9 protein-coding genes are annotated in these 8,542 nt (G+C 73.1%); 1 reads left to right on the top strand and 8 read right to left on the bottom strand.

The genetic code is table 11. The features are described 5' to 3' along the window. Positions 1-122: 122 nt before the first annotated feature. From IE246_RS27740 to IE246_RS27715, 6 genes are all read right to left on the bottom strand, one after another. Entirely contained in the window at positions 123-1,058 is a 936-nt protein-coding gene (locus IE246_RS27740) for a DUF6963 family protein (protein WP_189995940.1), read from the bottom strand. A gap of 13 nt (positions 1,059-1,071) precedes the next feature. Continuing rightward, entirely contained in the window at positions 1,072-1,992 is a 921-nt protein-coding gene (locus tag IE246_RS27735) for a dihydrodipicolinate synthase family protein (RefSeq protein ID WP_189995937.1), read from the bottom strand. A gap of 97 nt (positions 1,993-2,089) precedes the next feature. Then, positions 2,090-4,030: an FAD-binding monooxygenase gene (locus tag IE246_RS27730; protein ID WP_189995935.1), complete on the bottom strand. Its 1,941-nt coding sequence runs from the start codon at positions 4,028-4,030 to the stop codon at positions 2,090-2,092. Between the two features lie 101 nt (positions 4,031-4,131). Beyond that, complete coding sequence (locus IE246_RS27725; RefSeq protein WP_189995933.1) at positions 4,132-4,827, bottom strand: HAD family hydrolase; 696 nt, start codon at positions 4,825-4,827, stop codon at positions 4,132-4,134. A 238-nt stretch (positions 4,828-5,065) separates the two neighbouring features. Next, a complete protein-coding gene (locus IE246_RS27720; RefSeq protein WP_189995931.1) occupies positions 5,066-6,145 on the bottom strand; it encodes a metal-dependent hydrolase in 1,080 nt (359 codons plus the stop codon). Between the two features lie 7 nt (positions 6,146-6,152). Beyond that, positions 6,153-6,749 carry an SCO family protein gene (locus tag IE246_RS27715; RefSeq protein WP_189995929.1) on the bottom strand — a complete coding sequence of 199 codons (597 nt, stop codon included), beginning with the start codon at positions 6,747-6,749 and terminating at the stop codon, positions 6,153-6,155. 143 nt (positions 6,750-6,892) lie between these two features. Between IE246_RS27715 and IE246_RS27710 the strand changes: the two genes are divergently transcribed. Beyond that, positions 6,893-7,699: a precorrin-6A/cobalt-precorrin-6A reductase gene (locus tag IE246_RS27710; RefSeq protein WP_189995927.1), complete on the top strand. Its 807-nt coding sequence runs from the start codon at positions 6,893-6,895 to the stop codon at positions 7,697-7,699. Here IE246_RS27710 and IE246_RS27705 read toward each other — a convergent pair. Together IE246_RS27705 and IE246_RS27700 are read right to left on the bottom strand one after the other, a co-directional pair. Beyond that, complete coding sequence (locus IE246_RS27705; RefSeq protein WP_189995925.1) at positions 7,662-8,285, bottom strand: histidine phosphatase family protein; 624 nt, start codon at positions 8,283-8,285, stop codon at positions 7,662-7,664. The genes IE246_RS27710 and IE246_RS27705 overlap by 38 nt on opposite strands. 29 nt (positions 8,286-8,314) lie before the next feature. Continuing rightward, positions 8,315-8,542, bottom strand: a 228-nt coding sequence (locus IE246_RS27700; protein ID WP_189995922.1) for an adenosylcobinamide-GDP ribazoletransferase, incomplete at its 5' end; no start/stop codon positions are given.

The following is an 8,542-nucleotide window of genomic DNA, read 5'->3' as shown; positions in this document are numbered from 1 at the left end:
CACCATGGTCAAGGAACAAAGGCCATTCAGACCCGCAGACGCTTGACAACAACGCGTACAGTTGCTGGACGGACGCGTCGCCCCGACGCGGTCGAGCCGGAACCCACCGAGCGACGGGCCTCTCAGTCCACCCGCCAGCTCACCTCGGCGGCGGTGGGAGCCACCTCCAGGATGCGGCCGTCGTCGAGCCGGCAGTAGGCCTCGGTCACGGTGACGCCGATCCGGGTGCCGTCGCGGTAGACCGGGGTGCCGAGATAGACCGCGCCCGAGGTCCAGCCGGCGAACCCGGCGAGCGACGGGTTGGCGCTGGCGATCCGCTCCACCGTGCCGTCGGCGGCCAGCCACAGCCCGTCCTCGCCGCCGAGTTCGACCGTCGGGCCGGGCGCCAGCCGGACCGCCGGCAGCGGCGGCGGCGCCGCCTCCAGCACCCGGCGGGCGGCCCCGGCGGCCAGCCCGGCCAGCCCCTCGAACGGCTGGATGGCGTTGTGCAGCACCGCCACCTCGGCGGCGCCGCCCTGCAGCGACAGCCGGGCCGCACCGCGGTCGCACCGTCGCCGCACCCGGTCGGTCTCGGCCATGCCCAGCGCCCCGGCGGTGACCGCGATCAGCCCGGCGTCGAGCTCCGGGTTGGCGGCGAGCACGGCGGCGACGGCGGATTCCGGCGTCTCGCCGACGGCCATGCGCTTCAGCACGGCCAGGTTCACCGCCACGCCGTCCTTGCCCGGCCGGTCCGGGCGCCGGTGCCCGGTGACCAGCCCGGCCGGGCCCGCGGCCAGGAACTGGGTCAACGGCTCCGGCCGGTTCGGGCCGCTGGAGATCAGCGCCGCCACGGTTGCCGCCTCGGCCGGCGCGCGCAGGCCCCGGCGGTCGAGCGAGGCCAGCAGCTCGGCGTGCCCGCCGTCCTGGGTCTCGGCGTCGATCAGGGTTCCGTCGGGGCCGAGCGCCCGGAACACCCCGAAGCCGCGGATCTCGCCGGACCCGACCGCCTCGACGGCGGCCAGCCCGGCCAGCACCGCGGCCCCGGCGTTGCTGCCCCGGGCGGCGATCCCGATGGTCACGGGAGGCGGCCCGTCAGGCGGCGATCGCCGGGAGCCGGAAGTCGACCTTCTTCATGTCGGCGACCAGCTGTTCGGCCCGCTCGGCGGCCAGCGGCAGGAAGGGTGCGCGGACGTTGCGCCAGGACGGCCTGCCGCTCTCGCGTGCCAGCAGTTCCTTCAGCGCGGCGGCGGCCGGGAAGTTCTGCAGCGCCAGGCGCTGGGCGGTCAGCTCCTCCTGCAGCCGCTCGGCGTCGGGCGCGCCGGCCTTCCAGGCGGCGTAGACCGCGCCGCACATCGCCGAGGTGCAGTTGCCGGTGGCGGTGATGGTGCCGACGCCGCCGGCCTTCAGGGTATCGAGCAGGTAGCGCTCGGTGCCGGCGAACACGTCGAAACCCGGGAACTTGGCGGCCATCGCCTTCATGTTCTCGAAGTCGCCGGAGCTGTCCTTGACGCCGCAGAACACGCCCGGGAAGTCGGCCAGGAACCGGCCGATCAGCTCGTGGCTGAACGGCACCGCCGACATCTGCGGGAAGTGGTAGAGGTAGAGCTTCAGCTTCGGGTCGGCGACCTTCTCCAGGACCCGCGCGAAATGGGCGTACAGCCCGTCGTCGCTCGGATTCTTGTAGTAGAACGGCGGCAGCATCAGCGCCGACTCGATGCCGATCTCCAGGGTCTTGGACGTCAGCTCGACGCTGTCCGGCACCGAGCAGCAGCCGGTGCCGATCATCAGCCGGTCCTTCGGCAGCCCGGAGGCGCCGAGCGCGTCCAGGAACGCCATCCGCTCGGCCAGCGACAGCGAGTTGGCCTCGCCAGTCGTGCCGAAGATCAGGACCCCGTCGCAGCCGTTGGCGAGCAGCCACTGGGTGTGGGCGATGGTGCCCTGGACGTCGATCGACAGGTCGTCGTTGAACGCGGTCAGGCCGGCGGCCATCACGCCCTTGATCCGCTCGCTCATGAGGGAGTCCTCCAGGGGAAGAAACAGCGGCGCAAGATAGGCGCGACGGCCGGGCCGGGGCAAGCGGATGGGGCGACCGGACGGGAGCCCGGAAGCGTCACGGTCCCCCGGCCGGCAGCAGGAAGCCGCCGAAGAACGCCGCGAGCTCGCCATGGGCGTCGAGCGGCAGCACGTGGGCGACGTACTGGTCCGGCCGCACGACCACGAGACAGCCGCGCCGCCGGTCGATCCCGCGCATCGCGAAGATGTCGGCGCCGGCCTTGAGGTCGGGGCAGAACATCTTCTCGTAGTCGATCAGGGCGTAGCGGCCCTTGCGCGGCAGCAGGAACGCCGGCATCGCCGCCAGCTCGAGGGCGCGGTGCTCCTGCTGGAAGACTGCGCGCACGTCGATCACCGAGTCGATGTCGGCGCCGGGCGGCGTGTATTTCCGCACCGGCGAGTCCGGCGAGCGGTCGAGGAAGTCGCACAGCGCCCGGATGCCGGAGGATCCCGCTCCCGGCTCCCCGGCGTCGCAGAACGCGAACACCCGCCAGCGGCCGTCGGCCCCGGTGGTGTGGCCGAGCTGGACCGGCTTGGCGTCGGCCAGCCGGATGACCGGGGCCGAGTGGAACCGCATGCCGACGACCAGGCCCTTGGCCAGATCCTGGTGGGTCGGCTCGCCGGTCAGCAGCGACGGCCCGTAGTGCGTCGCTGTGCCGGCGGTGAAGCGGCCGAACTTCTGGAAGGTGCGCTGGAATTCCGCCGGATCGACGCCGTCGCCCTTGTCCTCGGGCGAGCCCTTCGGCGGCGCGCTGAACATCCGGGCCCATTCGCGGTCGAAGTCGATCAGCTCCTTCGCCACCGCCTGCCGCTCCGCCGAATAGCTGTGCAGCAGCGACGGCGCGCTGCGGCCCTGCAGGACGTGGGCGAGCTTCCAGCCGAGGTTGAAGGTGTCCTGCATCGACACGTTCATGCCCTGGCCGGCCTTCGGGCTGTGGGTGTGGCAGGCATCGCCGGCGATGAATACCCGGGGCGTGCGGGTGGCCACCTGGTCGGCCGGGACGTCGTCGAACCTGTCGCACAGCCGCTGGCCGATCTCGTAGACCGACCACCAGGCGACCTCCTTCACCTCGAAGCTGTAGGGATGCAGGATCCGTAGGGCCGCCGCGATCACGTGGTCGACCGTGAGGTTGCGGCTGGCGACCCGCTCGTCGGCGGCCAGCTTGTCCATCTCGACATAGACCCGGACCAGATAGCCGCCCTCGCGCGGGATGATCACGATGTTGCCCTGGTTGGCCGACTGGATCGCCGCCTTGAAGCGGATGTCCGGGAAGTCGGTAACCGCCAGCACGTCCATGACGCCCCAGGCCTGGTTGGCGGATTCGCCGCGCAGGGTCCGGCCGAGTGCGGTGCGCACGGCGCTGCGCGCACCGTCGCAGCCGACCACGTAGCGCGCCCGCACGGTCTCGACCCGGCCCCCGTGCGCCGGGTCGACCCGCTCCAGCCGGACCGTCACCGGGTGGTCGGCGGCGTCCGGGTCGATCCGCAGGTCGACCACCCGCCGCGCGTAGTCCGGCGCCAGCCGGCTCGGCGCGTTGCGCATGACCTCCAGGTAGAAGTCGTGCACCCGCGCCTGGTTCAGGATCACGTGCGGGAACTCGGACAGCCCGTCCTCGACGTCCTGCACCCGGCCGTGCCGGACGATGCTCGCGCGGTCGTTCTCGTCGGGCTTCCAGAAGACGGTCTCGTTGACCCAGTAGGCCTCCTTCAGCAGCCGGTCGGCGAAGCCGAAGGCGTTGAACATCTCCATGGTCCGGCAGGCGACGCCGTCGGCCTGGCCGAGCTGCAGCGGGCCGGGCTTCTGCTCGACGATCCGGGTCGTGATCTCCGGGAACGCGGCGAGCTGGGCCGCCAGGGTCAGGCCGGCCGGGCCGCAGCCGACGATCAGCACGTCGACCCGGTCGGGAAGCGTGTCGGCCTGCGGCGAAGCGTTTGCGCGCTCGGACGGCTCGAAGATCTCCGGATCGCCGGGGCGGAACCCGTTGAGATGGAACTGCATGCGCCTCCTCCTCCCGCTCCGGACCGGGTTCATTTTAATGAGTATACATATAGTCAGTATACGGTCAATTCACCCGAACCCAGGTCCGACACCCGGCCGCGTCATCGGCGCCGACCGGGCTCGGCGCGGTCAAGCATCGCCGAGATCAGGCTGCCGACGTCGTGCAGGTCGGCCGCGACGTGGGCGCACAGGCCGCGGATCTCGGCGGTCGGCTCGAGCAGGTCCGGAACCATGACGGTCATCATCCCGGCCGCGGACGCCGCCCGCACGCCGTTGTGCGAGTCCTCCAGGGCGACGCAGGTCTCGGGCGCCACGCCGAGCCGCTCGGCCGCCTTCAGGAACGGGTCCGGCGCTGGCTTGCCGCGCGCGTAGTCGCCGCGCGCCACGATGGCGTCGAACCGTCCGTGCAGGCCGTGGGCGTCGAGATGGTGGCACACCTTCCCGGGCGACGACGAGGTGGCGATCGCCCTGGGCAGGCCGCGGCCGGCCAGGATGTCGAGCAGCTCGACCGCGCCGGGCTTCAGGCGCAGTCCGGTTTCCGCCAGCAGCCCGAACTTCAAGTCGGCGGTCTTCCAGTACCCGTCGAAGTCGAAATCCGGTCCGAAATGCCCGCACACCAGCTCGCGGGCCGCGTCGCCGGTCAGCCCGACCGTGCCGAGGTAGAGCTCGACCGGCATCTCGATGCCGTGGTCGATCGCCGCGGCCATGGCGGCGTCCAGGTACAGCGCCTCGGTGTCGAACAGCAGGCCGTCCATGTCGAAGACGACCGCTGACGGCGTGCAGGGGAACAAGGTCATGGCGCGACGCTGCTGGCTTCGGCTGGACGGACTCATACCGCCGATTGACGTCCGACGTCATTCTCCCAGCCATTGTCCCGGACCGCGCGAGAGCCGGCGCGTCGGCCTGCACCGGCGCGACGGCGCGGCAGGACGACCTTTGCCGCGTCGCCGTCTCGCCGCCAGGGCCGTCGGTGAGGCCATCACCGAGCTGTGCCGGCCGGGACTGCCGCCTGCCCGGCCAGCAGCCGAGAGTCGGTCAGCAGCTCAGGGTCGGGGCCGGGCGTGCCGCCAGCCGCACCGCGTCGAGGTCGAGCGCGGCGTCGCGCTCGGCGGTCCGCACCGCCGCCCGCCCGGCCATCCCGGCGAGCAGCCAGTCGACGTCGCCGTCGCCCGAGCGGGCGGTCCGGACCCGCGCGGGGGCGACCGGGGTCGCGATGCCGCCGCGGTCCGCGGCCACTGCGAAGCGGAACACGTAGCTCGGCGTCAGCCCCATGCGCAGGTCGGCGACCCGCCAGTCCGCCCCGGATCGTTCGTAGCGCACGAAGCCGTGGGCGAACCGGGACAGGGTGCCGGCGACCGGAACCCCGGCCAGGCAGCCGTCGCCGCCGCGCGGATGGACGTAGGCGGTGACCGCGTCGGCGCCGCCCAGCAGCGGCACGTACAGGTTCAGGTAGCGGTCGCCGTCGATCGCGATCACCCGCCAGAACAGGGTGTTGAACGGGGTCGGGGTGGCCAGCGTCCGTTCCGGCGCGATGCCGGCCTCCGCCAGCACGGCGTCGGCCCGGTCCCGGGCGATCCCCTGGGCCGCCACGCCCCAGCCGAGATAGCCGGTCGACAGGGCCAGGGCGGCCGCCAGGACCCGGCCGAAGCGCGGCGTCCAGGCCCGCAGGCACAGCGCCCAGACCACGGCGACCAGCAGCGGCAAGGTGTACAGCGGATCGATGATGAACACCGAGCCGACCCCCACCGGCTCGGTCCACAGCGGCCACAGCAGCCGGGTGCCGTACACCGTCATGGCGTCGAGCAGGGCGTGGGTCGACAGGCACAGATAGACCGCCGCCCAGGCCAGCCGGCGGTGCTCGCGCAGGGCTCGGAAACCGCGCACCAGGGCCTCGCCGAACAGCGGCGTCGCCAGCGCCTGGACCACCAGCGAGTGGGTGGCGCCGCGGTGCAGGACGAAGGCGTCGACCGGGTCGTCGAACGGCCAGAACACGTCGAGGTCCGGCAGGGTGCCGAGCACGGCCCCGGCCAGCGCCGCCCGCCGCGGCCCGAGCCGGCGGCCCAGCACGGCGGTGCCGACGGCGGCGCCGAGGGCGGCCTGGGTCAGCGAGTCCATGTCGGGCTCAGCCGCCGACGGTCTTCTTCAGGGTCTCGGCCATGCCGTCGGCCGTCACGTCGTGGCCGAAATGGGTGACGTAGTTGCCCTTCGGGTCCATCAGGTAGGTGATGGAGGAGTGGTCCATCAGGTACTCGGTGGCGCTGTCGTTCTCGGCCTTGCGGTAGTAGACGCGGTAGGCCTTGGCCGCCTCGCGGACCTGCTCCGGGGTGCCGGTCAGCATCAGGAAGCTCGGGTGGAAGCTCTGGTGGTACAGCGCGAGCTGCTGGACGGTGTCGCGCTCCGGATCGACCGAGACGAACACCGGGGTGATCTTTGCGGCGACCGCCTGCGGCAGCGCCTCCAGCGCGAAGGTCATGACCGACAGCGAGGTCGGGCAGACGTCCGGGCAGTAGGTGTAGCCGAAGTACACCAAGCTCCACTGGCCCTTCAGGGTGTCCTGGGTGACCGTCCGTCCGGTCTGGTCGACCAAGGTGAACGGCCCGCCGATCATCGCCGTGCCGCCCTGGTCGGTGCGGCTCCAGATCAGGTATCCCCCGACCACGGTGCCGGCCAGCAGGGCCGACAGCAGGGTTACGACGATCACGAAGGTGCGGGTCGACATGCACGGCTCCCGGCGGTCGGTCGAACGGCTGGCATCGGGCATATGGGGCGGACGCGCGTCAAGGAAAGGTTCGCGCCGCCAGCCGAATTGCCGCACCGACCGAATTGCCGCACCGGTCCGGGGCCGGCTAGGCTGGCCGGGCCATGCGACCGCAGCCGATCCCGACCCACAGGCTTCCAATTCTGCGGATCTGGGCCGGTACCCGGGCCGGGGTGCGGCTGGCCGAGGCGGCGGCTGCGCGGTTCGGCGACGGCCGGGAGGGCGGCGGCCTGGTGGTCGTGGTGGCGTTGGCCGGCGCCGCCACGGTGCCGCGCGGCTGCCGGGTCGATGCGATCGGCGGCGGGCCGGCCGACCTCGCCGGGGCCGCGGCGGCGATCGACGCCCTCGACCCGTTCGACCGGGCCGGCGTGAAGGCGGTCCGCGACGCGGCGCAGGCCGCCGGCGTGCAGCACCTCGGCTTCCGGCCGCCGGTCTGGCACCGCCATCCGCTGGACCGCTGGGTCGAAGTTCGCGACCTCGCCGGTGCGGCCGGCGCGGTCGCCTCGATCGCCCGCACCGTGCTGCTGTCGCTGCCGGAGCGCGACCTGGACCCGTTCGAGGCGGTCGGGGGCCTGCGCTTCCCGGTGCGGCTGACCCGGGCGCCGGTGCGCTGGGATCGGCCGGAGCGGTTCGCCCCGACCTTGTGCCCGGGCCCGTCCTGCCGCGAGGCCGAGATCCGGCTGCTGCGGGCGACCGGCGCTCAGGCGGTGGTGATGCGGGCGACCGGCGCCGAGGAGGATGCGCCGCTGGTGCTGGCGGCGCGGTCCCTCGACCTGCCGGTGGTGATGATCCGCCGGCCGACCGAGCGCGGCGAGGTGCCGGCCCGCAGCGTCGACGCGGCACTCGACTGGGTCGAGGCGATCCTGGCCGGGATCAGCCGGCGGTCGTCGGACGTCCCGGCGTGGCGTTGACGAAGCCCACACCCCAGGCGCCGTCGGCGTAGCGGTCGATCCGGGTCACCGACACCGTCTCGGTGTGGAACGACAGCGCCCGGGCCGGCGACAGGTCGAGCGCGATCGACAGGGCGGCGCGGATCGGGCCGCCGTGCATCACCGCCACCACGTCGCGCCCCTCGGCACGGGCCGACCAGTCGTCGAGGGCGGCCCGCACCCGCGCGACTACGTCGACGAAGCTCTCGCCGTTCGGTGCCCGCTGCTCGGCCGGCGCCAGCCAGAACCGCCGGTACGCCTCGGGCTGGCGGGCCAGGATCTCGGCCCGCACCTGGCCCTGCCAGTCGCCGAAGTGCTGCTCCATCAGCCGCGGCTCGTCGATCGGCTCCTCGCCGCTGCAGCCGGCGGCGCGGATCGCCGCGGCGGTCTTGCGGGTGCGCCCGAGCGGGCTCTGCAGCCACAGCGCGCCGGCCGGCAGCGCCTCCGCGACCGCGCCGAACACCACCGGGTCGTCGACGTCGCAGTCGATGTCGTGCTGGCCGTAGATCACCTTGGCCGGGTTGATCACCGGCGCGTGGCGCACCAGCCACCAGCGGGTCGGGGTCATGCAGCTCGCTCCTTCGAGGGGGGTATCGCTCAGGTTCCGAGATAGGACGCGGCGACCAGCAGCACGGCCAGTTCGCCGGCCTGCTCGGCGGCGCCGAACACGTCGCCGGTGACGCCGCCGATCTGCCGGCGGGCCAGCCAGCCGACGGCGGCGGCGGCGGCTGCGACCGCCAGCACCGCGGCCACGCCGATGCCGCCGGGCAGCACCGCCGCGGCGACGACCGCGCCGATCGCCGCCGCCCACAGCGCGCCGGCGGC

The sequence above is a fragment of the Thalassobaculum fulvum genome (assembly GCF_014652915.1).
GTDB classification, from domain to species: Bacteria; Pseudomonadota; Alphaproteobacteria; order Thalassobaculales; family Thalassobaculaceae; genus Thalassobaculum_A; species Thalassobaculum_A fulvum.
The sequence above is the reverse complement of the archived record's forward strand: the minus strand, read 5'-3'. Positions and strand labels throughout refer to the sequence as shown.

What these genes read in the sequence shown, in the direction of transcription:
- IE246_RS27705 (WP_189995925.1), bottom strand. Translation starts at nt 8,285, where the DNA reads ATGACCCCGACCCGCTGGTGGCTGGTGCGCCACGCGCCGGTGATCAAC.
- IE246_RS27725 (WP_189995933.1), bottom strand. Translation starts at nt 4,827, where the DNA reads ATGACCTTGTTCCCCTGCACGCCGTCAGCGGTCGTCTTCGACATGGAC.
- IE246_RS27715 (WP_189995929.1), bottom strand. Translation starts at nt 6,749, where the DNA reads ATGTCGACCCGCACCTTCGTGATCGTCGTAACCCTGCTGTCGGCCCTG.
- IE246_RS27730 (WP_189995935.1), bottom strand. Translation starts at nt 4,030, where the DNA reads ATGCAGTTCCATCTCAACGGGTTCCGCCCCGGCGATCCGGAGATCTTC.
- IE246_RS27720 (WP_189995931.1), bottom strand. Translation starts at nt 6,145, where the DNA reads ATGGACTCGCTGACCCAGGCCGCCCTCGGCGCCGCCGTCGGCACCGCC.
- IE246_RS27710 (WP_189995927.1), top strand. Translation starts at nt 6,893, where the DNA reads ATGCGACCGCAGCCGATCCCGACCCACAGGCTTCCAATTCTGCGGATC.
- IE246_RS27735 (WP_189995937.1), bottom strand. Translation starts at nt 1,992, where the DNA reads ATGAGCGAGCGGATCAAGGGCGTGATGGCCGCCGGCCTGACCGCGTTC.